The sequence below is a fragment of the Blautia sp. MB18-30 genome (genome assembly GCF_023669475.1).
In the GTDB taxonomy this organism is placed as follows: domain Bacteria; phylum Bacillota; class Clostridia; order Lachnospirales; family Lachnospiraceae; genus Blautia_A; species Blautia_A fusiformis.
The window spans coordinates 1-24,470 of the sequence record NZ_JAMOYY010000042.1; the positions used below are offsets into that span (position 1 = coordinate 1).

The 24,470-nt window shown below is 39.3% G+C and carries 25 protein-coding genes and 2 pseudogenes; 4 read left to right on the forward strand and 23 right to left on the reverse strand.

Features of this window, described 5'->3' with window-relative positions:
• Nucleotides 1-82 precede the first annotated feature (82 nt).
• A complete protein-coding gene (locus tag NCY57_RS14170) occupies nt 83-451 on the forward strand; it encodes a BlaI/MecI/CopY family transcriptional regulator (protein WP_005341664.1) in 369 nt (122 codons plus the stop codon).
• Between the two features lie 18 nt (nt 452-469).
• A complete protein-coding gene (locus NCY57_RS14175; protein WP_250789773.1) occupies nt 470-2,269 on the forward strand; it encodes a BlaR1 family beta-lactam sensor/signal transducer in 1,800 nt (599 codons plus the stop codon).
• A 64-nt stretch (nt 2,270-2,333) separates the two neighbouring features.
• On the opposite strand, the gene NCY57_RS14180 is transcribed toward NCY57_RS14175, so the two are convergent.
• The 3 genes from NCY57_RS14180 to NCY57_RS14190 form a co-directional block, all read right to left on the reverse strand.
• Entirely contained in the window at nt 2,334-3,566 is a 1,233-nt protein-coding gene (locus tag NCY57_RS14180; RefSeq protein ID WP_117605907.1) for a DUF6070 family protein, read from the reverse strand.
• Nucleotides 3,567-3,574: 8 nt separating this feature from the next.
• Nucleotides 3,575-4,825 carry a DUF6070 family protein gene (locus NCY57_RS14185; protein ID WP_250789774.1) on the reverse strand — a complete coding sequence of 417 codons (1,251 nt, stop codon included), beginning with the start codon at nt 4,823-4,825 and terminating at the stop codon, nt 3,575-3,577.
• Between the two features lie 185 nt (nt 4,826-5,010).
• Nucleotides 5,011-5,850, reverse strand: a complete 840-nt coding sequence (locus tag NCY57_RS14190; RefSeq protein ID WP_173739915.1) for a hypothetical protein — start codon at nt 5,848-5,850, stop codon at nt 5,011-5,013.
• Nucleotides 5,851-5,954: 104 nt separating this feature from the next.
• Here NCY57_RS14190 and NCY57_RS14195 point away from each other — a divergent pair.
• Nucleotides 5,955-6,221: pseudogene (locus NCY57_RS14195) on the forward strand (hypothetical protein); the annotation flags it as partial.
• A gap of 31 nt (nt 6,222-6,252) precedes the next feature.
• On the opposite strand, the pseudogene NCY57_RS17095 reads toward NCY57_RS14195, so the two are convergent.
• The 7 genes and pseudogenes from NCY57_RS17095 to NCY57_RS14230 all read right to left on the reverse strand — a co-directional run.
• A pseudogene (locus tag NCY57_RS17095) lies at nt 6,253-6,324 on the reverse strand (metal-sensing transcriptional repressor); the annotation flags it as partial.
• Nucleotides 6,325-6,351: 27 nt separating this feature from the next.
• Nucleotides 6,352-6,753, reverse strand: coding sequence for a DUF6070 family protein (locus NCY57_RS14205; RefSeq protein ID WP_244092814.1), 402 nt, complete (start codon nt 6,751-6,753; stop codon nt 6,352-6,354).
• Nucleotides 6,743-8,854, reverse strand: a complete 2,112-nt coding sequence (locus NCY57_RS14210) for a penicillin-binding transpeptidase domain-containing protein (protein WP_173739914.1) — start codon at nt 8,852-8,854, stop codon at nt 6,743-6,745. Before NCY57_RS14210 ends, NCY57_RS14205 begins: the two co-directional genes overlap by 11 nt.
• A gap of 129 nt (nt 8,855-8,983) precedes the next feature.
• Nucleotides 8,984-10,705 carry a lysozyme family protein gene (locus NCY57_RS14215; protein ID WP_173739913.1) on the reverse strand — a complete coding sequence of 574 codons (1,722 nt, stop codon included), beginning with the start codon at nt 10,703-10,705 and terminating at the stop codon, nt 8,984-8,986.
• A 25-nt stretch (nt 10,706-10,730) separates the two neighbouring features.
• Nucleotides 10,731-11,138 (reverse strand): DUF6075 family protein, encoded by a 408-nt coding sequence (locus NCY57_RS14220; RefSeq protein WP_055181113.1) that lies wholly within the window; start codon nt 11,136-11,138, stop codon nt 10,731-10,733.
• Nucleotides 11,139-11,227: 89 nt separating this feature from the next.
• Complete coding sequence (locus NCY57_RS14225) at nt 11,228-13,567, reverse strand: VirB4-like conjugal transfer ATPase, CD1110 family (RefSeq protein WP_173739912.1); 2,340 nt, start codon at nt 13,565-13,567, stop codon at nt 11,228-11,230.
• Entirely contained in the window at nt 13,548-13,940 is a 393-nt protein-coding gene (locus NCY57_RS14230) for a PrgI family protein (RefSeq protein ID WP_021740709.1), read from the reverse strand. The genes NCY57_RS14225 and NCY57_RS14230 overlap by 20 nt, the downstream gene beginning before the upstream one ends.
• An 81-nt stretch (nt 13,941-14,021) precedes the next feature.
• Here NCY57_RS14230 and NCY57_RS14235 point away from each other — a divergent pair, with 81 nt between their 5' ends.
• Complete coding sequence (locus NCY57_RS14235) at nt 14,022-14,402, forward strand: hypothetical protein (RefSeq protein ID WP_173739911.1); 381 nt, start codon at nt 14,022-14,024, stop codon at nt 14,400-14,402.
• Between the two features lie 28 nt (nt 14,403-14,430).
• Here the strand turns inward: NCY57_RS14235 and NCY57_RS14240 are convergent, their stop codons facing one another.
• The 13 genes from NCY57_RS14240 to NCY57_RS14300 form a co-directional block, all read right to left on the reverse strand.
• Nucleotides 14,431-15,267 carry a hypothetical protein gene (locus NCY57_RS14240; protein WP_055181120.1) on the reverse strand — a complete coding sequence of 279 codons (837 nt, stop codon included), beginning with the start codon at nt 15,265-15,267 and terminating at the stop codon, nt 14,431-14,433.
• An 89-nt stretch (nt 15,268-15,356) separates the two neighbouring features.
• Nucleotides 15,357-15,722, reverse strand: coding sequence for a hypothetical protein (locus NCY57_RS14245; RefSeq protein ID WP_055181122.1), 366 nt, complete (start codon nt 15,720-15,722; stop codon nt 15,357-15,359).
• Nucleotides 15,723-15,755: 33 nt separating this feature from the next.
• Nucleotides 15,756-17,552, reverse strand: coding sequence for a VirD4-like conjugal transfer protein, CD1115 family (locus tag NCY57_RS14250; RefSeq protein ID WP_173739910.1), 1,797 nt, complete (start codon nt 17,550-17,552; stop codon nt 15,756-15,758).
• Nucleotides 17,539-17,742, reverse strand: a complete 204-nt coding sequence (locus NCY57_RS14255) for a hypothetical protein (RefSeq protein ID WP_005342524.1) — start codon at nt 17,740-17,742, stop codon at nt 17,539-17,541. Before NCY57_RS14255 ends, NCY57_RS14250 begins: the two co-directional genes overlap by 14 nt.
• A 26-nt stretch (nt 17,743-17,768) precedes the next feature.
• Nucleotides 17,769-18,743 (reverse strand): hypothetical protein, encoded by a 975-nt coding sequence (locus NCY57_RS14260; RefSeq protein WP_173739909.1) that lies wholly within the window; start codon nt 18,741-18,743, stop codon nt 17,769-17,771.
• 5 nt (nt 18,744-18,748) lie between these two features.
• The gene (locus NCY57_RS14265) at nt 18,749-19,621 is read right to left on the reverse strand and encodes a PcfB family protein (RefSeq protein WP_173739908.1); all 873 of its coding nucleotides are present in this window, start codon (nt 19,619-19,621) and stop codon (nt 18,749-18,751) included.
• On the reverse strand, nt 19,596-21,041 hold the full coding sequence (locus NCY57_RS14270) for a relaxase/mobilization nuclease domain-containing protein (RefSeq protein ID WP_173739907.1): 1,446 nt from the start codon (nt 21,039-21,041) through the stop codon (nt 19,596-19,598). Before NCY57_RS14270 ends, NCY57_RS14265 begins: the two co-directional genes overlap by 26 nt.
• Complete coding sequence (locus NCY57_RS14275; RefSeq protein ID WP_173739906.1) at nt 21,032-21,370, reverse strand: plasmid mobilization protein; 339 nt, start codon at nt 21,368-21,370, stop codon at nt 21,032-21,034. The genes NCY57_RS14270 and NCY57_RS14275 overlap by 10 nt, the downstream gene beginning before the upstream one ends.
• 17 nt (nt 21,371-21,387) lie before the next feature.
• Nucleotides 21,388-21,480: a DUF3789 domain-containing protein gene (locus NCY57_RS14280; protein ID WP_173739905.1), complete on the reverse strand. Its 93-nt coding sequence runs from the start codon at nt 21,478-21,480 to the stop codon at nt 21,388-21,390.
• 190 nt (nt 21,481-21,670) lie between these two features.
• Nucleotides 21,671-21,982, reverse strand: coding sequence for a hypothetical protein (locus NCY57_RS14285; RefSeq protein WP_173739904.1), 312 nt, complete (start codon nt 21,980-21,982; stop codon nt 21,671-21,673).
• Nucleotides 21,983-22,007: 25 nt separating this feature from the next.
• Nucleotides 22,008-22,988: a DUF3991 domain-containing protein gene (locus NCY57_RS14290; protein WP_173739903.1), complete on the reverse strand. Its 981-nt coding sequence runs from the start codon at nt 22,986-22,988 to the stop codon at nt 22,008-22,010.
• 108 nt (nt 22,989-23,096) lie between these two features.
• Complete coding sequence (locus NCY57_RS14295) at nt 23,097-23,795, reverse strand: TIR domain-containing protein (protein ID WP_250789775.1); 699 nt, start codon at nt 23,793-23,795, stop codon at nt 23,097-23,099.
• Nucleotides 23,796-23,889: 94 nt separating this feature from the next.
• The coding region (locus NCY57_RS14300) for a hypothetical protein (RefSeq protein ID WP_250789776.1) at nt 23,890-24,470 on the reverse strand (581 nt) is incomplete at its 5' end.

Genomic DNA, 24,470 nt, shown 5'->3' on the forward strand with positions numbered 1-24,470 from the left:
CAAGTTTTTATTTCGTTGACAGAATAACCTTTTAAGATATATAATATTTTTATTACATCTGTAAGATTTGGAGGAATATCACATGAGCAATCTGCCTCAAATTTCAGAAGCTGAATTTGAAGTTATGAAAATCGTTTGGAAATACGCACCAATCAGCACCAATGAAATTACTGAAAAATTAACACAAATTTCCAGTTGGAGTCCTAAAACAATTCAGACATTGATTAAACGTCTCGTTTCTAAAAAAGCACTAACCTATGAAAAACAAAGCCGGGTTTTTGTCTATACTCCATTGGTCAAGGAAGACGAATATATTCGGCAAGAAAGTAATTCTTTTTTAAAGCGATATTATAATGGTAATATCACTTCTATGCTTGCCTCTTACATTGAGGATGATAAATTGTCTGAAGAAGACATTGCCAGCTTACGGAATCTTCTTTCCAATCATTAACCATGGGAGGAGCATATTTTGATATATTTTAGTTTTCGATTTTTACTCTGTAATGCCATCATTTGTATTTTTTTAGGTAGTTTACTGGGATTAAAAAATTTATTGCAAAGGCAATTATCCGCACGTATGCAATATAATCTTTCGATTATATTTCTTGCCGTTCTAATTGTTCCCTTTTTACCGATAAACTCTGCCCCATCTTCTATATCGTGGAGACATTTGCTGACAGCCAGTTCAAGTACCAATGGTGACATTCAAACCACTTTTCTTTCTGGTAATGGTTATAATTTGGATAAAATAAATGATTTTGCTGTCTCTGTCAGCACCCAAATACCAACTTTTATTCACACATTACTTGTATTTTTCTGGAGTATCGGTATATTCATAATGTTTTTTCTTCTCTACCGCTCAGTAAAACAAGTAAAAGCCTTACATAGTTCTGCTTTACCTCTTCAAAATGAAGAACTCAACGCTCTTTATATAGAATGTTTAAACGAAGTGAACAGCAAGCATACCATTCCGATTTATAGTACAGCATTTTTGAAATCTCCTGTTTTGGCTGGTTTCCTGCATCCTCGCATTTATCTTCCAATTCACTTGATTTCAGATTTTAACGCTGGAACTATAAGCGCAACTGATATTCGCTATATGCTTCTTCATGAACTGCAGCACTACAAGCATAAAGATATTCTAATTGGATATTTGATAAATACAGTAAATGTTTTCTACTGGTTCAATCCCCTAATCTGGTATTTTCTAAAAAGAATACGACAGGAACGGGAACTTGCCTGCGACAGTGCTGTATTACAATTATTGAAAGAAACAGAATACAAGTCATATGGAAATACACTGATTAACTTTGCCGAAACAATAGCTCTGTCTCCATTCCCTCTTACTATGGGAATTAGTGGAAATATAAAACAGTTAAAAGGACGCATTTTAAATATTGCATCATTCCACCAACCTACTTTTAAACAAAAAATTCGTGGATATCTTATATGCATATTCGTCTCTACTATCATCATTGGATGCATTCCCATACTTTCTGTTTATGCTTCTGATCAGACTGGGTATCATTTTGACACAACCGAAAAGAATATTACTCAGCTAAATCTTTCTTCCAATTTTGGGGACTACACTGGAAGTTTTGTTTTATATGATCAGTCTGCTGATAAATGGAATATTTATAATATGGAGCATGCTTTCACACGTGTATCACCGAATTCGACTTATAAAATATATGATGCATTACTTGGCTTGGAATCTGGAATTATTACACCAGAACATTCCACTTTCACATGGAATGGAGAACCATATCCTTTTAATTCATGGGAAGCCGATCAAGATTTAACCTCGGCTATACATAATTCCGTAAACTGGTATTTTCAGGCAATTGATTCACAGGCAGGTTTTGAAGCCGTAAGAACATTTTTACAGACAATAAACTATGGGAATCAGAATACTGGAACAAATCTAAATCTCTATTGGACAGATTTCTCTCTGAAGATATCACCCATAGAACAGGTGGAATTGTTACAGGATTTCTATCAAAATAATTTTCATTTTGACAGTAAAAATATCCAGGCAGTAAAAAAAGCCCTGCTGCTTTCCACTAATTCTTCCGGTTCTCTTTACGGGAAAACAGGAACCGGGCGTGTCAATGGTAAAGATGTCAATGGCTGGTTTATCGGATACATTGAAACAGCGAATAATACTTACTACTTCGCAACAAATATTCAATCCTCTTCTGGTGCAACTGGAAGTCAGGCTACCGAAATAACAGAATCTGTACTTTCTAATCTTGGTATTTGGAAATAAATAAAGAGAACTGATAGCATAATTTCCCGTTATCAGTTCTCTTTATTTCATTCTTCTCTACTGATCAATTCTGCAAATTACCTAACCGGTACTGATACCTCGGTATATTATCAATACCATTATCTAAAATCCTGTTTCCAACATACTGAATCGTTCCATCATCCTGAATTTTCATCGTAAGTTCGTGTGTAATAACAACATCATTACATACAACAGAATCACATACTGCATGAATTGTCAAAACAATGGTTCCATCTTCATTGTTCCTGACTTCTGTTACTTCCGGTAAAGACAAGCCAAAATGTGTTGGTGAATAATTACCACATCCCAATCGTTCCCAGATAAACATATTACTTTGTTCATCGTAGACCGCCCATTCTTTCAATTCTTCTTTTGTAACTGGAAGATATGTCATAATTACATTTTCGAACTCTTCTGCTGGAATTCCCACAACCTCTTTTTCTGCAGTAAATTTTTCTCCATATTTCATTTGATAAAAATATTCATAAAGTCCATTATAATCCAACCCCTGCATATCCTCCGCATTCCAGTTTGAACATAACAGATTGTTTCCCTGATAGCCGAACGTACTCACATATTTTTTTGAATATTCCCGACACTCCTCACTCAAAGGCTTTACCCGGATAATACAACTTCCATCTACAATCTCTGTCACTTCCGGTGGTTCAGGTACGCATAATTCATAACAGAAATTCCCATTTTCAGTATATGCCCATTCTTTTATTTTTGATAGCGATATGTATGTAAGTACAGGCTCTGTATCCTCACTCCAGATCATTTTTGCGGACATCACACTCATTTCTTTTCCATCATAACTATATTCTTTTCTGGTAATTCCACCATCTGTATCTGCTTCATATAAAATTACACTTCCTTTTTCTTCTTGTTCTGCAGATTTTAAAAATTGTTCCATCTTCTGATAATTATCCATAACAGAATAATGATCGGAACCAATGACCGGATTCCCATTTTGTTTGATAATTTCTTTCATCCGATTCATCATTTGCTCAGCAGTGTTCTGATCTGCTTCTTGTATTCCATTATATTCAGAATAAATGTCTCGGACAATGCCCATAATTTCTTCACAATCGTTCACAACTTCCTTTTTCTTGTCTTCATCAATTGGTAGATTATATCCCTTATCCGGATTTTCCATGGTAGTGTTTTTCTGATTCTTCTCATTTTTTACATCTGTGCTGTTTAACGATATCTTACTTTCACAGGAAGTCAGAATCATTCCTATACAAAGTACTAACAAAATACTTTTTCTTTTCATATTGCCCCCTAATTATTACTGTAATTCTCTTCCCACTCTTCTTCTGTTAACCTTGGCATATACCACCCTGCATTTGCATTTTGATCTGACCTGATTACCTTATTTGATAAATACTGGAAACTTCCGTCTTCCATAGGTTTTATCATCAATTCACTTGTGATTGCCTGATCTAACATTCTGATTTCCCATACTGCTTCTATCGTAAGTTTTAATGTTCCATCTTGTAATTTTTCATATGAGATAACTTCCGGATATGGCTCATATGGGAATTCACAATCATATAACCCCCGCGGTCTGTATCTAAAAGTTTTATTATCAGAGTTATAAAAAGTTCCCTTTTCAATCTCGGTATTACTAAATGGTAAATAAGTCTTTATAACCTCTTCAAACTCATCTTCTGGAACTTCATATTCTGCTCCACCATAATTTGCTTCATATGGAACATGCTTTCCATATTTCATATAATACATTTTTTCATAAAGATCATAAAAATCAAGTTCCGTATAATTCTGGTTATCCCAATTTGTAATCAACAGATTATTAAGTGCATACCCCAACGGCATAACATATTTTCGATTCAATTCCCGGCATGTTTTATCTAATGGCTGCACTCTGAATCCAGTTTCACCCGGTGCTCCATCAAATCCCGGTGGGTGATATTCCTCCAGAAACAAGTATCCTTTTTCTGTATATTTCCACTCATATGCTTCATATTCATCATAATAATTAGCCTGTGGACTATTATCTTTCCATTTAACCTGACATAATCGAACATTTATCTTTCCATTCATTGAATCTAAATGATATTGTATAATTTCCCCTTCATCAAATACAACAACAATATCTACTGCTGCCTGTTCTTCTTTCTCCGCTGTTTTGCAAAAATTTTCTACTTTTTCACGATTGACCATATCAATCTGATTATCACAATCTACTGCCACATATCCTTTTTCTTCCAGACAATTGATAATTTTTCTTTTCACCTTTAATGTATTTAACTCCGACTTCTCCTTCATATAAACAGACCGAAAAGTTTGTGCTGTTTTTTTTACTTCTGCATTCATTTCAGATTCTACGGTTTCTTTCTTTTCTTCTTTTTCCGTAATTCGATTTTGTCCGCACCCTGTAAAAACAATAAGAACTATCAATATCATCGCAAATATCTTACATATGTAATAATTCCCCATAAAAATTTTTTTATCCTTCAAAATACTCATCCAATACTGTTGCATCTTTTTTAACAACATAACCACTTCCACCGATTCCTTTCTTCTAATTTTTTTGTTCCTTAAATCTTACGCTTGTAATATTTAAAAATCAAGTCTATTTTCAGGAATTGTATACTCCAGATTCACCATCTTTATGTGCGATATATCCTATTTTATTACCATCCTCTATATCTTCTCCATTTTTGTTACCCTGTCATTTTAAAGAACATCCTTACTTACACTGTTACATATTTTTCCGCTTCTTCTTTGCACTTCAACGTATTTCCATGCCCAATTACATATTCCATACATTCTTTTCCCTGCTCTTCTTTTCCGATTCGGTAGTAACATACTCCCAGCAGGAATCTGCGTGTAACCTCATAATAAGGCAACTTTTCCGTATCATTTTCCAGTAATCTTACTGCTGCCTCATCTTCACCTTTCAGCATCAAATTTTTTGCCATAAACAGTGGATTCTTTTGAAATACTTTCCCTGCTTTTTCTAATGTAGCCGAATAACCTGCCGCATCTTTCTCCTGATATTTCTTCGACAGTTCGAGATTCGTCATGACCTGCTGCCAGGAACGTCCCTCTCTTTTTCCTTCCCATTCATTCTTTATATACTCTTCTGCCTTCTGCAACTGCCCATTTATGATCAGTGCAACTACATATTTAGACTCAGCTATCAGCATGACACTTTTTTGAAATCCATGATAATCCAAGCTCTTTCCGTACTTTATCAACTCTTCCAGCATTTCTGAATATTTTTCTGCATCACATTGCTGTGACAGAATCCGGTCAATTTTTGAAAAATCTCTGAAAATGTCCCTGATTAAAATGAATATACCTGCAATCAGATCAACCACCACGCAAATCCACAGAAGCCAGGGATCTGTCGTGACCCAGCCCGGCTGCTTCACATCGAAAAAGAGTACTGTCTCCTGATGCGGGAACGGATTTCCTTTGAAAATACTCACTACACAGATCAATGCTGCATAAATCAACAGCACATTCCGTATCATCCTGATGCGTCCATTTTTCTGCTTTTCATAAATCTTTTTTATCTGCTCTTCCATTTTCTCTACCTCGCTGTCACACTATTTTTGTACCTACAACATAATTATACATAATTTCTGCTGTTATTGAAATCTTCTCTTGCTGTCTCCTGCTTTCCGGGAGTATAAGCTGCCAGCAGAGTTTTATGGCACTCGGACAGGCAAAGATCAGTCTGCTTCTTGCATGCCTGCGAAAACTGATCCTGCTGATCCCTCTGATCTTTATCCTGCCGCTCTTTTTATCTGATAAGGTATTTGCAGTTTTCCTTGCAGAACCAGTCAGTGATATCCTGGCGGCTGCCATTACAACCATAACCTTCTTAAGCCACTTTAATGGAATATTGAACCAGAAAGACCTCGCCTGCTGCAAAATTTTCACCAATACAGACTGATGCAATCAATGCCAGTGATACCAGTACATCTGATTGCCTGAACCTGTCCGATTATTTTCTTCAGTCTTCGGTGCAGATTATCTGCATCCATACATTGTCTCATCTTCCCATCTCCTTATCACCAGAAATATTAATATTGTAGCGAATCTCTGTTCGGTTGTACAATATCAACTGCTGCCTGTTCTTCTTTCTCCGCTGTTTTGCAAAAATTTTCTACTTTTTCACGATTGACCATATCAATCTGATTATCACAATCTACTGCCACATATCCTTTCTCTTCCAGACAATTGATAATTTTTCTTTTCGCCTTTAATGTATTTAACTCCGACTTCTCCTTCATATAAACAGACCGAAAAGTTTGCGCTGTTTTTTTTACTTCTGCATTCATTTCAGATTCTACGGTTTCTTTCTTTTCTTCTTTTTCCGTAATTCGATTTTGGCCGCATCCTGTAAAAACAATAAGAACTATCAATATCATCGCAATTTTCTTACATATGTAATAATTCCCCGTAAAAATTTTTTTATTTTTCAAAATATTCCTCCAATACGGTTGCATCCTTTTTAACAACATAACCACTTCCACCGATTCCTTTCACATTCTCAACCATACTGATAAGAAGAATTGGTTTGTCCACGCTTTTATCTGCCGTAAACACCGAAAACCACCCGATTTCTTTGCCAGAAGTATCTTCTTTCGTTGCCTTCAACTCGGCTGTCCCTGTTTTTCCAGCCAGCAAAATATCGTCACGATGTGCAGCATATCCGGTTCCTTCCGGATCATTTACAACACCTTCCACCCCTTGCATAATTTCTTCTACATTTTCTTTGCTAAACGCATTTTCTATCCATGTTTCACCAGATGCTTCTTCTTTGTATTTCAAATACGGTTTTATCATATTCCCTTCATTTAAAAATGAAGTATAAATACTTGCCAGATGTAATGGATTTACAAGAATCTGCCCTTGCCCATAACCACTATCTGCCAATTGTATTTCTGTTTCTATTTTATCTGTATTGGAATATGTTGATTCCTGCATCGCAATCTCAAACGGCATATTCTGATTAAATCCTATTTCATTTAAAGTATTCATAAAATTCTCACTACCAATTTTAAGAGCTGCCTTTGCAAAATAAATATTATCAGAATAGATAATTGCATTTTTCATAATAACCGGTTCATATTCATGAAGTGTTGTCACTTGATAAGATCCCCAAGACGAATCTTTCTGCCATGCCAAACCTTCATTTCCAAAATCTTCTTTTGGATCTATGCTTCCCGTTTTCAACCCAATTCCTGCCACAACTGGTTTAAATGTTGAGCCAGGACACCATACTTGACGGAAACGATTATATAATGGTTTCTTTTCATCTTCGTTTAATGATGTCCATTTCTCTGATGATATGCCCCGTATAAATTCATTATTATCATAAGATGGGGTACTTACCAAAGCCAATACTTCTCCCGTATAAGGATTCATTGCGACAGAACACCCCGGATCTTCTTTAAACTGCTCGTATAATGATTTTTGCAAATCGGAATCTATCGTTAATCTTATATCCATACCATCTTCTTTAAAAATACTTGCAAGAACCTCTTTTACTTCCCCATCACTATCCAAAATCTTTATATCACAACCATCTTTTCCTTTTAATTGCTTTTCGTATAACTTTTCCACCCCAGATCTTCCGATTACACTTTCTGCTGAATATCCTTCTCCTGGATGATTTTCCAAATCTTCTGCTGTTACAGACTGTACATAACCTATTAAATGAGCTGCTGCCTCCCCTAACTCATAGGTTCTAACTTCCACATCTGATAGCATAACCCCTGGAATTTCCAAAAGTTTATTCTGACAATCCTGCTCCTCAAGTGTCTTTTCTTCTGGCTGTATTTTCATTAAATCTATTTCTTCTACTTTCGGAATAGTTTCAATTGGTACAAAAGAATCTTCTTTTACCCACTTTGCTGTGAGTTTGTTATTTATTGTTTCTACATCTATCTCTAATAACTCCGCTATTTTTTCAATAGATACATTCCTGTCTTCCAGCTTTCCCGGTATAATGCCAACTGATGTTGCTACTCCTTTTCCTGCAAGCATTTTACCATCTCGGTCTAATATTTCTCCTCTCTCCGCTTTTGATGTAGTAACACTTATTTTATCATCACTCTCTAAATCTGGAAAAATCAGGCTATCCTGCCATACTAATTTATATCCCTGTTTCGTCTTCTTCAGTTCCGCCATATTGTCAAATTGTATTGTTCCGGCAATTGTATTACATGATGTTTCATACGAAAGCGTAACTGTATCTGCTTTTTTCTCTTTCACAGCTATATGACTGATTTTAATGTCACTGACCTCTATTCCTTCGTATATCTTAGAATTTCGTTGTATGTATTCTTCTTTTGTCAGATAAACTTTTTCATCTGAATCTATCATAGTATACATTACTTCATATTCCTTTTTTTCAATATGGTTCATATATTCCACAAGTGTGTCTTCTGGTGATTCCGTTATCGTCCTTTTTAATAAAACACCTCCTGAAACAGCAATTACTGTTATAGCTACTATCAGCCCAAAAATCTTACAAACGTAAGATTTTTGGATATTTTGCTTTTTTCGTCTTCTTTTCATAGATATTCCTTTCTTCTAATTTTTTTGTTTCTTAAATCTTACGCTTGTAATATTTGAAAGTCAAGTCTATTTTCAGGAATTGTATACTCAAGATTCACCATTAGACTATCACACTTTTTCTCCTGCCTTTTAATATGCCGGAACACCATATCCATAAATATTACTACTTCCGATACTGTAACTTCGTCTTGCCACTTTATCTCCACTGTTACCTTCTATGGTATTGACGGTTCCACCACTGACACTCTCTACAATTCCAACATGGTCAATCGTTCCATTATTCCCCCAGTCAAAGAAAATAATATCTCCTACCGCCGGGGTATAACTGGCGTCCCGGAACCTGCCTTTACTTTCAAACCATTTCACACCGTCCGAACAAAGAGAGAATTTTGGAATAGCTCCACTCTGGATATAACCACTCTGGTCTGCACACCATGACACAAAGCAGGCACACCACTCTACTCGGCTTCCAAATCCATACCAACTCCAGTAGGTTGTTCCGCCTTTTCCTTCCTGAGATGCTGCTACCTGAACGATTGCCTGATTACCGATGCCTGTCGGGATTCTTCCAAATGCATAATACTGAAGCACATGCGGTACATACTGCTTGTCCCCATAACTGCTCCACCCCATTCTCTGTGCCATCATATCAGAAAATTCTGCTGCATTTGCAAGGGTATATCCACCTCTGGCTTTCGCCCATTCCAGATATCCATTTCCATAGTTGTAACTTTGCAATGCCAGTTTAATATTTTCCATATCCAGAGGATTTTTTACCCCTGCACGTTCCAGACAGCTTTTTATTTCCTGCACACCACAAGAAATCGAATACTCTGGATCTGTGATTCCATTTGGCTGTCTGGGATATTTTGTATTAAAGCTCCCTTCTGAACACTGCATCGGGTCAAGTCCTCTCCCACCTGATTCCTGCATCATAATGGCTTTGATTAGTTCCACATACTCTCCAATGCCATATTGCTTTGCATACTGACGGATTAGTGGTTCGTATGCTTCTACTTCTGCACTAACCGAAGAAACCGTACTGGAATTATCCCCACCTGTCATGCATAGAAATCCACCAAATAAAATGACGATAATCAAAATCATAACCGCAATCCAACCGCCTGCAGTCAATGCACTCAGTAATGCTTTTGTAGCTTCAATCAACGCTTTTATCGCATGTGTTACCGCTTTTGCTGTCTTTTTCACTGCAATCGTGGTATCTCGTGCTGTCTGTCTTGCTGTCTGCACTGCTTTTTCTGCCTTTTTCATGGAATAATGCATTGCCTGGACATAAGCATTTGCTGTCTGCTCCGATGTTTTGATACTGGTCTTTGCCGTTTGTTCTGCAGTCTTGACCGCTTTTTCAGAAGTCTTGATAATACCTTTTCCGGTATTCTTTACAACCTGTTCCGATGCTCTCCCGGTCTTGATGGTTCTTTTATCCCGTTCAATGGTCTTGATTTTTTTGACAGCAAGTTCTTTTCCCTGCTTCTGTGCCGTTTCTCCGCCTGAAGACGGTACTGGTCGGATTTGTTCTTTCGGCTGGTAAACTGTTTCTTCGACAGGCGAAGAAACAGAAGTTTTCTCTTTCCTCCGTTCAATAATCTTTCCTGCCTGTCTGCGTACCTGATGCCCTGTTTCGTGAAAAATGTGGTCAGCATACTCGCTGGCCACATCTTCTGCATAACCTACCGGATTATTCTCTCTATCACTGGATTTCTCCGTCGATTGCATGACAGTTTCTTTTGTTCTGACATAAGACTGCTTAATATGGTCTGTCACTGTAACCGTCTTATCTAATACTTTAATATCCTTATGGACTTGGCGTGTTTTTATCTTACGATCCATCGCTTTCCTCCATTTGAATTTTTATCTAGCGTTCATGATTGGTTTCTTTTTTGCTCACCTGTGGCAACTCCCGACAGTATTCCGGGTACTTTATGCGGATTGCTTCATAGAAATATGGTGCATAACCACAATCAAACATCTCGTATGGAGTAGACAAACTTTCTTCTCCCTTCTCCACATATCCATTCCATAAGTTAAAAGCCAGTCTCGTCAATCGTGCCGATCCGCCTGTTTGCCACCCTTCATGCAGTGCTTCCGGTTTAATCAAACGCTCCTTAAAATCAAACATGCGATCAACATGATTTCTGGTATCTTCAGAAATTCCCACACAATAAAAAAATGAACTGTAATAACTGTCGTGCTTTCCGCATTTTGCTAACATCTGATAAAAAAACTTTTCGTGTTCCTTTGATGAAAATCTGATTTCTGACATAGTTGCCTCCTTTTCCGGCACTAAAAAAGCGCCACAAATTGTGACGATTTCCAGTGCGTTGCTTTTCATTATTCAAAATATTTTTAGTTTTACATTCTTCCCCGGTTGATACTGTCCTCTCCCGGCTTTGTGGTCATCAGCTTATACAACCTTGTATTGGTCGGGAATCTATTGACGAACGGTACAAGTGAACTTCCGTATTTCACCAAACCGCAACCGGCATCTGCATTTGTGATATATCCCATTTGCTCAGTGGAGATATTCAGAAGTGTTGCCAACTTTGCTCTGTCCGGCTCTGCCTGATTAAGCATCACGATATACTCACTGTTGGAAATCATCGTACTTGCAAGAACAGAATCTAACAGATATTCCACGTTCTGGGTAATTGCTGTCGGAAATGCATTACGCTTACGAAATCTTCGCCATGCAGAGTTAAAAAATGCTCCGGAATACTCATTTTCAAATACTACATGAAACTCGTCTAAGAAAATATGAGTTCGCTTTCCCTGTTTCCAGTTCTCTGTTACCCGGTTCAGCATTGCATCAGTAATAACCAGAAGTCCCATGGTCTTTAGCTGCTTTCCTAAATCCAGAATGTCGTATACCATGATACGGTTATTCACATCAACATTACTTTCATGTGCAAATGCGTCCAGACTTCCATTTGTAAATAATTCTGATACCAGTGCCAAATCCTGTGCTTCCGGTTCTTCCTGTTCCAGAAACTTTTCACGCAACACCCGTAAAGTCGGCACTGCTCCGCCATGCTGATATTCCTCATAGACCTCCCCTACACATCGGTCAATAATGGAACGTTCCTTCGCATTGATCCCTTTTTTATCCAACTGCTCAAACAAAGATAAGATAAACTGTGACTTCTCAATTACCGGATCACCGCCATCTCCATATCCGTCTACCATATCCATTGCATTGATATGGTCCCTGCTTCCTGCAGCAATGCGAACCACTTCTCCGCCCATTGCTTCAACTAATGATGCATACTCTCGCTCTGGATCACAAATCAGAATATCGTCCTGCGTTGCCAGTGCCAGGAATACAATCTGCATTTTTGCATTAAAGGATTTTCCACTTCCCGGCACACCTAAAAGGAATGAGTTCGGGTTCAGGAGTTTTTCTTTATTGCACATGATTAAGTTATGAGAGATTGCATTTTCTCCACAATAGATGCCGCCTGCGTCCATAATCTCCTGCACCCGGAATGGCATCAACACTGCCACGCTCTCCGATGTCAGCGTGCGGACTGCCGGAATCTTTCGGTGTCCGATGGGAAGTGCTGTATTTAGTCCGTCCATTTGCTGAAATTTCAAAACTGAAAACTGGCATAACTTTTTCCGTCCAATGGTCAGAAGTGTTTCCGTATCTGCGTCAAGCTGCTTTTTCGATTCTGCAGTATGCACCATAGTCAGTACACCGAACATCATACGCTGGTCACGTGTAGTCAGATCGTCCATGAACTCTTTACTTTCTTTTCTCTGCTGTTCCAAGTCATAAGGAATCACTGCGGAAAAGTTATTGTTGGCATTCTGCCGTCTCTGCCAGTTTGTGATATTTGTCTCCACACCAAGCAGACGTTTTTCCACTTCCTGCACTGCTTCATCAGTAGGAACAGGAATCACATCAATGCTCAACATCAGATTTCGATTCATGTCGGTCAGTTCTGCTATCATATCGTCTTTAATGTAAGAAGCATACTCCCGAAGAAAGAGTACCCTTCCGTAACGCTCTCCCATGCGGAAATAATCTTTTTCAAACTCAAAAGTATCCGGGCAGATATAATCTTTGAAGCTGTGTCCTTTTCTCATATTCTCCTGAATATCAAAATGGAAACCAGATTCTTCTCCTGTACGGTAAAAATCATGCAGAATCCGTAACTTATCTTCTCCATTTACCTCTGCACATTTGGAGCCAAGTCTTGCCAAATGACTGTTCAGCTCTGTTGTCACTCGTGCAAAATACGTTCTCGCTTCTTCGATCGTTTTCTTATAGCAGGATACTGTCACATATTTTTCCTGCACCATGCTGTTGGAACTGGTTGCCTTATCTAAAAGCATGTTGTTATACTCTTTCCGGTATAAATCCAATCCGTCCTCCTGCATCGGAATCAGAATTGCTTTTTCAAAATCCACTTTATTCAAGCGGCGATTATTGATCGTTATTTTTGTTGTTCCACCGCAATCGAACGAATTTAATAAATCCATATATTCCAGGAACATGGTTTCCTTATCTACTTTGCTTGCCACCGCATAGTTGATATCCGTAAATTTATAAGTACGTGCAAATTTATTTCTCCCGATTTTAAATATCCCGTCAGACCAGATGGTCTCGATGGGAATTACCTGCTGTACGCTTCTTGGAATTACAAATTTTTCTTTATCCTGCTTGAAGATATTACTCAGCGTTTTTATCATTTTTCTTGCGTCCCTCCTTCTTCAGACTTTCTTTCTCATATTTTTTAATGACTGGTTCTACTGCATCAAAATAAAGATTTTCTGACCGGAACACCAGTTTTTTCGGCATCAGGATTTCCGATTTAATCCATGCCCAGATAAACTGCTCCGCTGTCATTCCATGATATTTTACAAACCCGAACACTACACATGGAGCAGCTCCCAGTACACAAATCCAACTCACTGTTTCCATACTCATGTATGGGTGAAGCAAAAAATAAAGCCCAACGGCAATCCCGCAGGCTAATCCTGAAAAGATAAACTGTCTTAGGGACAATCCGAAAAAGATTGCTTCCGTGTAATCCCTGATTTCCTTGTTAATTTTTACTTCCAAAACGATACACCTCCAAATCGCACATTTGTTATATTTTTCCTGTTCTGTTACACTTTGGGTAAATGAAAGGGGGACTGACCTATGCCAATCACTGTTATGATTTCACTTATTGTTACCGTTGCTCTATTCCTGATTTCTCTGCTGTTTCGGATTGCTGCCAGATTAAATCTGACCTTACCACTGTTATACTTCCTTGCTGTTTCCACGATTCTGAATCCATGGGCAGCAAGCCATGCGAAACTTGCATTTGCAATCCTCTATCTGCTGACTGCCTTTTCTGTTCTCAGTTGGATTTCTGCTCTGCGACGCAAGTGGCAGGAACATCAATATTACAAAGCTATGAAAGACGATATGTCCTTCCAGATTTCTCGTGCCAGACAAAGAGGGATCCCTTTAGATTCTGTTCATTTCGATTCTCATGGAAATATGCGGTATAACAATAGCGGAGATATTGTAGAATGATTTTTAAGGACGCTTTCGGGCGTCCTTTTTACAATCCCATCATTTCCCGTACTACTCGGTCTGACATTTTCACTGCCCCGACCAGTACAAGCATATTGAAAATCAATTCTCCAATATAGCTCCACACCATAGTCACTGCAGCTGCGTCCGAATCGACTACTGGCGGTGATGATGCAAACAATGAAAATATAATGCAGGCAAGCACCACGATTGCTCCCTCCAAACACACTGCTGCATAGGATTTCAAGAAACTTCTTCCAATATTTTGGCTCGGCTCTCCTGCAAAGGAAGATAACGGAATCGGTGCAATTGCTGTATATAGGTATAATCGAAAAAATCTTCCATATACACTCATAATCATAATGAAGCTCAGAACTGTAATAAAAAGTCCACCGATCAACGTCACCGCCCATAGAGGAATACTTTCAAAAAATCCACAATCTTCTACAGCTTCTATGATTTCGTCCGGTAAAACGGTATCTTCCGTACTTCCAAATCCTGCGGTCTGCATAATCGTACTGGTCACTCCTTGTATGATGTTAAATAATGCCATCATCAGCTCCAGTCCATACGTGACTACGCCTTTTGCAATCGCAAAACGGATAAAAATTTTCAATGCATGTTCCGGTCTTTTTACCTCTGTAAAACTTCCACAAGTCTTGACCACTCCGACTACAAAGAAAAGCACTAACAAAGCATAGCCGATTGCCTGCAACGCTCCATGAATCTGCACAATCACCTGCCAGATACCGCCACCCTTAAAGTTTTCCGGTGACTGTGTGAGTATCTGCCAGATTTCCGCAAGTTTACTGTTCCAGGTATCCAAAGCATTTTGCAAGTTCTGTACTACCCAGTTATCTGACACGTTCTAAACACCTCCTGTCTTAGCTTGGGCGGTGCGGCTCCTTTCGGGCCTGCACCGTCCCATTTTCTTTTTCTTGTTTTCTATTCTTCTTAACCAGTAATCAGATTCAGGATTTCTTTTGCAAATGTAATAATGACACCGCCTGCAAGTGTCAGGAATCCATTCGCTCTCTGGCTTGGATCATGAGATTTCAGTGATAAACCGACCTGCACAATTCCAAATCCCAACAAAATCATTCCGATGGCACGAATCAGTCCAAAAATAAACGTGGACAGATTATTGATAACGGTCAGTGGATCGTCTGCTGCAAATACGGTACTTGCTCCTGCTGTCATAATCAGTACCATTGCCATATACACTGCCATGGCACATTTCATTTTTGCTGTCATTAGCAGCTTTTTCGTTACTTTTGTTGTTTCTTTCTTCTCCTGCTTCTTTCGCATATCTAATTTCATTTTTTGATTGCCTCCTATATATTTTTCTTGGATTTACACATATTTCTGGATAATTTCTTCCAGATCTTCATCAGATAATAATTCGTAATCTTCCGATTCCAGTGCATCGTCTGTGAGTTCTCCTTCTAAGCTGTCTCCCAGTGAGATACTTGCCACTGCCCGGTCAACTGCTCCATGCAGATATGGCTTTCCATTTCCATCTGTCGTAAACCCTACATCGGGGTGCTTTAAAATATCAAATTTCTCGTCTAAAATTGGTCTTTCTCCACGAATAAAAAGAATCGCATATCGGTTATCTAACATGCGAACTTCATCGGGTGTCATCAGCTCCCGCCCTGTATTCTGATAATTGGTGGAATAATTCCCGGAATGTCCCGTTGACTTTCCATAGGTGTTCGTGTCAATCGTTGCCTTTCCCAGAAGTTCGCTGACATATTTATGCGTCCCCTGCTCGTTGCCACCCAAATATAAAAATTCGTCACAGTTTCCCATAATGCTTTCCCACTGCTTTTCGAACAATGCCTTTAACTGTGCCAGATTCTGCAAAATAATACTGACTGACACTTCTCTGGAACGCATAACGGACAGAATCTTATCGAAGTCATCCGGCAGTGAAACATTTGCAAATTCGTCCATGAGGAAATGCACATGAACCGGAAGTCTCCCTCCATATTTATGATCTGCCAGATAGAACAACTGCTGAAATAACTGGGTATACAAAATCGACACCAGAAAGTTATAACTGGTGTCGTTGTCCGGGATTAACGCAAATAAAGCCACTTTTCGCTCTCCCAGTGATGGCAGGTCTAAATCGTCCGTTGCGGTCAGTGCTGCCAGACTGGATAAGTTGAATTTCTCAAGTCTTGCGGCTAATGTGATTTGAATGGATTTTAATGTCTTGGCACTACCAGAGTGGTAATCTTTGTAATACTTTACTGCGATATGTTCCGGGTTCTTCATTTCCAACCGTTCAAACAATTCATCAAGCGGTGACTGGTACTGGTCATCGTCCTCTCTGACTTCTCCGGCACGTAACATTTCCATTACCATCGGGAAATTCTGCTCCTCCTCTGGTGCTTCATACCGTAAATAAAAAATCAATGCCAACAGCAACATGGAAGCTGCGGTATCCCAGAACGGATCATTGGACTGACTGCCTTTTGGTGTAGTTGCTTTGAACAGGTTCGTTACCAGTCTCTGCACATCGTTATCGTCCTTCAGATATACAAATGGGTTATAGCAATGGCTCTTTTCCATGTTGATCAGGTCAAGCACTCTTACTTCATAACCTTTTTCTTCCAGAAGATACCCGGTATCCCGCAAGTTCTCTCCTTTTGGATCAAGCACCACAAAAGAGGTATTCGCCTGCATCAGATTCGGTTTCGCAAAAAATCTGGTCTTTCCTGAACCAGAACCACCAATCACAACCGTCAATACATTTCGCAAATGCTTTCTCATGTTATAACTGATCTGCACATGCATGGTCAAAAGCTTATTTTTTGTAAATCGCTTCTCCCTGTATCTGCGGTTGATTTTCTTCACATTTCCCCATTTTGCAGAGCCATGTTCTTCACCTCGTCGGTAATGTTTTCTGGTAGAAAGATAAATCCCGATTCCCATACCGTAAGACAGCAAAAAAATAAGGACAGTTTTTACACTGTCCCCACATAACTGAATCGAAAACGGGTGGTTCATTGCTTTAGGAACTCCTTCCAGAATTCCCATAAGACCAGACGAAAGATAAGGTGCGACAAGTAACGCAAACCAGATAACTGGGATAATTCCAATTACCGCCAGTATCAGACTACTCTGCTCATCATCGTTCTTCATGGCTTCTGCGCCCTCGCTTTTCCTTCTCCGGCGGCACTTCAATCTTCTCAATGACTTTCATCAGGACATCATCGACAAGCTCCGTATCTTTTCCCTCTTTCAGCATCTGATTCCGCTTGTCCTTCAGGGAATGGAACACTACGCCACTCTCATATTTATCCAGTTCTAACGTAATCGTATCACTGCTCATTTTGTTTTCTCCTTTCCCGGATGTTCTTAGCGTGCCATACCACGGTCATGCTCCTGTGTTTTCTGTTCGCCTGTTTTTGCTTCAGATTCTTTCTGACCATTCTCTGCTCTTCCCTGCTGACGCTGGTTCAGATTTTTATCCTGTTCCAACACTTTCGCCATTCTTCCGGAAATTGCATTGGCTGCATCTCTCGCTTTGGAAAGTTCTCCTCTTACCTCCTGCGGTTCCATATTTTCAAAAAACTCCGGTGCATGGGTAAAATCAAACTGGCTGATATCCATTCCATACTTTTTAGACAACATATAGGACGCACAATATGCGTGGAACGCATCTTCACTCCTGTCATAGTCCGGATTGCCTCCTGCATATCCTGCAAATACCAGTTCCGACACAAGGCTCTGAAAAATTTCCTGTGCGTCCATGCCCTTTCTTACATAGATGCATTTTTCTTCCGGTTCAAAATATGCCCCCTTTTCATCAGGCATCTGATCAGGCTCTGCTGCAACAATATTTGCCGGAGGATTGCTCACTAATGCCCGGATCAGGCTTCTCTCATCATACTGATTTTCTTTTGCCGTCTTATCCGTCATCGTTGTCTGGGAAATATCATACAACTTTTTCGCATTGTAATACGTTCCTATCGAACCGTCTTCACGTTCATAAGTCTTTCCCGGCTCCATGATTAAAATTGGATTTTGACGCTCCATACGTTTTACATAAGTTCCATGGTCTCTCCAATATCCATAATCCCCTAATCTCTGTGCATCTGGTCTCTGTGCAAGAATCAGAAGTGCATTATTTGCCGTATAACGGTCAAAGGTACTCTGCACGTCCAGATATTTCTGGAACATCTGACCGTCTGTCGCTACCTGTGCGGTTACCTGTTCTGACAACTCATAGCAACGATTCCGGTTATTCTTACTCTCTGCGATAAATGCCTGTACCTTATCGTCCTGTGGTACGGCAGATACATTTAATAAAGAGTCAAAACTGTTATCCATAAAATTTACCTCTCTTTCCCTTTTCTTGGTTTTCGTTTCTGTTGTGGCTGTTGGTGGCGAATCTGATTCCGATCTTTATTGCCCTGATTTCTCACCGGATCATTTCTATGCTCACGCCGCTCCGCTTCTTTCTTCCTTGCATTCTGTATCTCCCGAAGTTCTTTTCTGACCGATGGTTTCTCTGGAGCGTATAACTTAGAAGTACCCTCTGCGGTTTTCTCTTGCTTCTTTGAGGTAGGCTCGGACAGACGGGATTTGGTCGTCTTTGCCAAAGAGGGGTTTTGCTCCTTACCCTCTTTCTTCACCGGCTCTCCAAACAACTCGTCCATAAGCTGATCCTCCTTGGATTTCTGTGGATAATCTTTCTCCGGCTCCGCCTGTCCCTGTTTTTCCTGCTGAGTCTGTACCTTTTCCGGTTTCTTTTCCTGCTTCTCCGATTTTCCGGCTTTCGCTTTTTCTGCACGTGTCCGTTCAATTTCCGTCTTAATCTTCGCCGCTTCTGTAACAGATGCGAACTGGAATCTGTCTACGATACGGTTGATTCTTGGTGCATCTTCTTCCTTTACAATCACATCTACCAGTCCGTCACTGCTTCCTTTAGGATTTCGGACTGCACAATACAACACGCCATATCGTTTTGCTTCCTGCACAAACTGCTTCAGGTCACTTTCTTTCACTGAAAACACCGTCAGTGGTCTACCCGATTTGACCAGTGTCTCAAGTCTTGCCCTGCCTTTTGTCTTTTTCTTCTCTTTTAAGACTGCATACAACATCACTGCCAGATGCTTCGCACCTGTACCGCTGATTTTCAATGCAGCTTCACCGACTTCCAGAGACATTCGTACCACCTGGTCAGCGGCTTCGCCTGATGTGTTCATGGCTTTGTTCCTCCTTCTTCTCTTTTTCTTCCCGCACCATCTTAAATTTTTCTTCAATCACCTTGGAACGTGCGGCAATCCCATCGCAAAGCACCACCTCCTTTCTGAGCGTTCCAATTTCTTCCGTCAGACCTTTGATCTGTTCTTTCAGCTCCTGTATTTCTTCTTCCGGTCTGTTTGCCCGAATCTTATAACGCAAGTGCTTCCGCTCCTCCACACACTGCTCCATTTGTTTCTGCAAACGGTCTTTCAACGAAAAAAGCTGCTCCGCAGTATCAATGTGATAGTGGCAGAGCAGCTTCGTCTCTTTGGAAATGGTATTCAGTTTTAATAAATCTTCCCAGAACAATACATGCACCTGTTTGGTAGACATTAGCGTACGGTTTTTCGGCAGGATTCCCAAAAGATAACAGTAATGCAGATACAGTCCCCGAAGTCCTCCGATTTTTCTTGTCTGCTTGAAGTTGCCGGATACACGAATCCGGTAAGTCTTACGAACTGAAAGTTTCTTCTCGGCAGGTAATTCATTTTCTTCCAGAATCCGAACCCGGATCGCTTCCAGTGAATAATTGTCTCCAAAATTCCTCTTTAACTTCAGACCACGCTCCCGCCCTTCCGGACAAATGGTAATGTCTTTCCCGAATTTAAAAGAATATCCTTTTTCCCGCAAATAAAAAAAGAACTGTTTTTCAGTCCTCGCTTTTCGGATTGCCTTGTCAATATCTGCTTTTACCATGCTGTGATAACTCGGCTTCCCTTGCTGTTCCGCCTGCCATTCGGCATAATGTTTTCCTTTTCCCTGCTCCGGCTTCTGCACAACCGATAGCTGATATTCTTTACATAAACGGTCCGACACTATTCGCATATCCCGGTAATCCTGATTTGTTCTGTGGTATCTTTTCCCGTCAAGAAATGAAATTGCGTTCACTACAAAATGATTGTGCAGATGGTTCGCCTTATCCAAATGGGTTGCGATCAATACCTGATACTGACTGCCCCACAATTCTTCTGCCATCTTCTTTCCAATCTCATGTGCCATTGCCGGACTACATTCTCCCGGTGCAAAAGACTGGTATCCATGAAACGCAACAATTCCGTCCTCCTTTCCAAAACGCTTTTTGACTGCAATCATTTCTTCTCTGGCGGTTGTCGGTGCACAATTAAGTCCCGATACATACTGTTCCATCAGTTCTTCCGATTCTCCGACAACTTCCATTTCCATTGATTTAGATTGTCTCAGTCTGGTCTTTTCTGCATTCACCGCATAGGTAATCACATCATTAAGTCCTTGTAATTGCCCGGTTTCACTTTCTGAAATCAGTTCTTGGCTCGTCTGTTCTTTGGTCTTATCTGGATTTTCCGCATAATTGATTACTTTTCCAATCCAACCTTTGATGCTCCAGATTGATGTCACTGCCATGATTCGTTTTTCTCCGGAAGTATTACTGTTTCTGTAATCTTACGGACCGCTTCATTGAACTTCCACACTTCCTGATCGTAACGCTGCACATCTATCACATTTAACACATGTGCTTTCTGTGCAATCTGATTTAAGTTATTTCCAATCTTATGAAGTTCCCGCATCATGGAATAATAATCTGGTGGCGGTGCGTCTCTTGGAACAACACCGGAAATCAACTGTCTCAGGTACGCTTCTCGGTTCAGTCCGCTTTTCTTTACTTTCTTATCCAATGCCTCGGCTTCCTTTTTGTTCAACCGAAAAAGAATTGCTACATTACGTTTTCTCACCGCTCCATCTCCTTTGCTTACTTTCTGTTTACCTGTAAAATGCACATTGCAATTACACCGACTGCACTTCCGATAAATATTCCTGCAACAAATAAAATCATTTTCTTCATATCTCCTGTTTCTCCATCTTTTAATTTTTAAGGGTTTCAGGGATTCTCCCTGACAAGCTGCCGGAGGACTGACAGACAGGAAATCTGTGTGGCAATCCAAAGGCGTTGCTTGCTGGTATTGTGTATTCTTCTGCCCCGTCTCGTTGCTCCAGGTATCAGAGAATTTACTGTCCGAAAAGCAAATGCTTTTTTATTCTTTCAATTCACACTGCCCGCAGGTTTTGCAAAAATATTCGCACTCTGTACAGCGTGTATTTTCATCAGTTGCCATACATTCTTCACTCGCCGGACAATATTTTTGACAGTTTTCACACTGCTCCGTACAGCTTTCTTCCGATACCTTTTCAGCAATAATTCCAAGCAATCCGTCCTGCTCTTTTTCTTCTTTCACCTGTGTTTCCAGAAAAATCTTCAACAGATCTTCGCTGTCCACATTATCTTCCATCGTTAAAATCAACTCTTTTTTATGAACCAGTGACAAATCGTACTTCACTATTTTCATGTGCTTTTGTCTCCTCTCTTCCTGCTCAACGCTCCCGTAGACGGCTGCTTTTCTGGTTTTTTGCCTTCTCCCGCCTTGTTAATTCAAGCTGTAATCTCAGGCACAACATATCATTACAGTCCTTGCCTTTCGTTGGTGGTTGGTCTTTCACACGATATTTTTCGGGTACAACTGTTTGGATTGCTTTTGTTGCAAGTCTTCCGGTACGGTCATTATCCAAATGTAATACAATCTCTTTTACATCCGAATGTTCCTTCAAAAATCGTGTCAATGCCACTGGGACTTTGCTTCTTTCTATCTCTTTTGCAGGTTGATACACACCCGCCAACGACAATAAATGCTCCGTCCGCCACTCTTTCCCGTCCAATTTCTGCATCGTTGCATAAGATAACAGGTCAATAGCCGATTCAAACACATGCACTTTATCACTCATTTTCTCTGCCGGAATTAAAAAAGAATAATTCTTATCACTTCCATTTGCTTCTCCGATAAAATCTGTATTGATTCCACGAAGTGCTGCATATTGTGGTTTTCCCTGTTGATCCATACCAACAAAAACTGCATTATGATGATATGCACTTTCATAAATCCGTCCAGTCTCTATACAGAATTGAACAATTTCTTCATCAATTCCACGCCCGGTAAGGTAACTGAACACATTTGTGTGATACCGATTTTCTTTTGGTAACAGCAGATGTTTTTCCACTGGAAGCTGCTCGGATACAGAAAGAGGCGGTTGAATATTTGCCTGTCCTGCAAGCAATTCAACCGCCTCCAAAAAGCTGTAATCTTTTACTTTAATCAGATAATCCAGTGCTGACCTGCCACCAATTCCTCTGCTCCACCACATCCATTTACCATTCGATATCTTCAGGCTGTCATGCGTTCTGGTGGTATAGGTGTTACCGGAAAAGTGAACCAACTCATACGGTTCATAATTTTTCAGATAAGTCAACAAGTCCATTCGTTTCACTTCCTGCACAACCTGAGGTGGTACATATGGCATAAGCTCCTCTCCTTTCCTGCCCTGAATTGATATTTTAAATATCCGGGCATAAAAATAGCCAGACGATTCCCCAATTTTGATTCATCTGGCTATGTAAATAGTTTAATTTTAAATTGCGTTAACCCAATCTTTTAATTTTAATTTTATTTTCGTCAGAGATTCATTTCCATCAATATAGGTAATTCCCTTCAAGTCTGATGCCACTTTGGGTTGATCTTTACATACAAAGCATACTCTTTCTTTTCCCAATGCTCCCATAAATAACCCATACTCAAATAATACGTTATCTCTTACTGCATTTGATGTTTCTAAAGACGATTTTGTATTCCAAATTTTATCATCAGCATTAAATATAAAAACAGCCGCTTCAACTCTTTTAGTAATTGCAATCAATGCATCTATCGTACTCGTTCCTGGTATAAATATACCTTTTCCCGTTTCATTCCATAATAACGGCTGTGTATCTAATTCTTCCAACTTTACTGCTATTTCCTCCATAAAATCAGTTGCTTCTGATGAACTTCCCATAAAAATTTCCATTTCTCTTCCCTCCTGTTTTTTTACCATCGGAACAACTTTCCTTTCTATATCCGGTAGTATTTTAAAATCTACACTTTCATCATTTAGTCCAAGCAGTTCTTCCTTATCAATTTCATATAAAATATTTGTATTTTCGTTTATATCACTTATCGAAAATTCTTTGCCACATATTTCACAGTTCACGATATGATCCCGAAGTAATTTTCTTTCATATATTGTACATACTTCACCACAATCACATTTTATTCTGTATTTAAATGTTATCATTCTCTGATCATGAAGTTCCTTTATAAATTCTTGGCATTCATGGTTAGACACTCCTAGCCATTCACTAATTTCGTCTGGATAAATATTCCCTAAACTATTGACCGACCGCGATTTCACAATGCTCTGCAATTTGTTGACTAAGTTTTTCTTCATACTTTTCATATATTTCTAAAGCTGAATTCATATCTCTTTCGTTAAAACGAATACCATACCTTATCAATATTTCCAAATGTTCTGTATTGGAAGCATCAAATTTCAGATTTAGATTTCCTCTCTTTCGTTCCATTGTAACCCATAAAATTTCTATTTGTTTTCTTTCTTCCATCCTATTTTTTAATGCCATAAATGTTTTTGTACAAAAAATAGGTGTTGACGTATTTTCTCCACTTAGTGAAGTTAAGACTTTTTCTTCATCATTAAACTTCACTCTTGCAACAACTGCCTCTAATCCCAAATTCCAAATTTCATCAAAATTTTTATTATAAAAGTAATCACTAATTGCCAAACATTCTAATGCATTTCTTATTTCAGCTTCAAAGTTCATAACTCCCTTGTCTAATAAATAATTACCATTTCCATCTCCATTCACATTTTTAAGAGGTAAGGCATTAACTATCTCTATTTCAAAATCTTTTATATCCTTAACCAAATAATCGATTTTATTATACGCTGGAA